Below are 1,713 nucleotides of genomic sequence, written 5' to 3'. Positions count from 1 at the left end.
ATGTATGGCTTACTTTGGGAAAATAAATGCAGTCAGTATACTAGTTGCTTTCCTCTTTTTTGCAGCGGCTGAGCTGATGGTTAATACTTATCGGCTCAGCAGGCTGTTAAACATGGAGTTAAGCGTGGTGGTCAATGTGTCAATGCTCCTTCTCGGAATTTGGGTGGTTGGGGGAGCGGTCGTTTGTTACCTGGTCCTTACCCGATGGATGGAGAAACGGAAATCAGATTACCTCACGGTGATACTCTGGTTTCCTTATTTTATTTTTATGACTTACATGTTTGTGTCAGTTTTTCCCATTAATCATCCGGCAGACGATCCTGCTCCAGTACTTGGTTTAGTCCTTATCGGCGGGGTGTTGATGTATCCCTTCATTTTGGCATTTATTATTTATGCAAGTCATAGCGTAAGAAAGAAGCCTGCGTAATACGATATAGATGAATGACGATTGAATTATGCTGTTATTCGTAGGGGCTTAGAAAGCACCTTTATTAGAAAAGGATCAGAGCTTCGACCATTAAAATAATCATGAAAACAGAGATGGGAGAGGATCATATGTTCTTTGGTTCAACCTCATGGGGCGTCTTTATCTGGTTTATCGTTCTGGTAATCGGCTACTGGGCATGGTCCATTAAATATAAAAAGACCAATGGAAAAAAAGAAGGGCCCTGGTGGAATTGGCTGCTTATATCGTTTGTAGCGCTGATACATTTTACCCACTTTCATGTCAGCCAATTTTATTATGAGTATCGTCATGAACCGGAATGGTTCTCTTTGATCGGATGGTGGATTTGTCTAATAATAGTCAGCGTCTTGCTGCTCTACAAATGGATCCACGAGGAAGATGTAGAAGCCTTAAAACAGGAAAATAAACGATTGCGGGAAGCGGTGGAGTATTTCCGTAATAAACAGGAACAGGATTAATTCGAACACAGGGAGGCTTATACAGCGGTCCTTTTCTTATACCATCTTCAGCATATAACGGAATGATGGAAAATACCAGACTATGATTTTCACTAAACTCTGGTAACCTAAAATATACAAACAAAGGGGGAAGAAGATGGATTACCGCATAAAATCAAATGATGGCTATACAGAAAAAATAGGGGAGCTTGTATCGATGCTTGAGCACACACGGGAGGTTACTTTGCAAGAGATTGCTAATCTGAGCCAGGCAGATTTAGATGCTCTTACGGATCAGTCATCGAACACCATCGGTGCACTGTTAATGCATATCGCATCCATCGAATTTGTGCATCAAGTAGTGTCTTTTGAAAAAAGAGACTTAACAGTGCAGGAGTACGCTGACTGGAAACTGCCTCTAGAGCTTGGAGACCAGGCTAGAGAAAAGATCCACCATCAACCTGTAGACTATTACATAGATCAATTAAATCAAGTTCGGGTAAACACAATGGCCACACTAGCCGCTAAAAATGATCAGTGGCTGTTGGAAGAAGATAAGTGGAGTCACGGTGTTCCTTATAATCAATACTACCTGTGGTTTCATGTGATGGAAGACGAAATCAACCATCGTGGGCAAATAAGAGCGGTTAAACGCATATTAAATCAAAACGATTAAGAGTCAGGAAGTTATTAAAGTTATCAGGAAACAATTTATCTTACTCTGAGCTCTTAGAATTCTTAGCAGTTTAAAGGAGTGGGATCATGAAAAAAATCTGGTTCCGAATTTCTCAATTCCTTCTTACATTAGGA

3 protein-coding genes are annotated in these 1,713 nt (G+C 40.6%); all 3 read left to right on the top strand.

Annotated elements, in window-relative coordinates:
• Nucleotides 1-427 (top strand): hypothetical protein (locus WAM07_RS03710; protein WP_422164879.1); only part of this gene is annotated, 427 nt, incomplete at its 5' end.
• Nucleotides 428-555: 128 nt separating this feature from the next.
• Nucleotides 556-924, top strand: a complete 369-nt coding sequence (locus tag WAM07_RS03705) for a hypothetical protein (RefSeq protein ID WP_422164877.1) — start codon at nt 556-558, stop codon at nt 922-924.
• 136 nt (nt 925-1,060) lie between these two features.
• Nucleotides 1,061-1,579, top strand: coding sequence for a DinB family protein (locus tag WAM07_RS03700; protein WP_422164875.1), 519 nt, complete (start codon nt 1,061-1,063; stop codon nt 1,577-1,579).
• The last annotated feature ends 134 nt before the right edge of the window (nt 1,580-1,713 follow it).

This window comes from Halobacillus sp., from assembly GCF_049282395.1.
Classification (GTDB): domain Bacteria; phylum Bacillota; class Bacilli; order Bacillales; family Halobacillaceae; genus Halobacillus.
The sequence above is the reverse complement of the archived record's forward strand: the minus strand, read 5'-3'. Positions and strand labels throughout refer to the sequence as shown.

Coding starts and splice junctions, on each gene's coding strand:
- WAM07_RS03700 (WP_422164875.1), top strand. CDS start 1,061: ATGGATTACCGCATAAAATCAAATGATGGCTATACAGAAAAAATAGGG.
- WAM07_RS03705 (WP_422164877.1), top strand. CDS start 556: ATGTTCTTTGGTTCAACCTCATGGGGCGTCTTTATCTGGTTTATCGTT.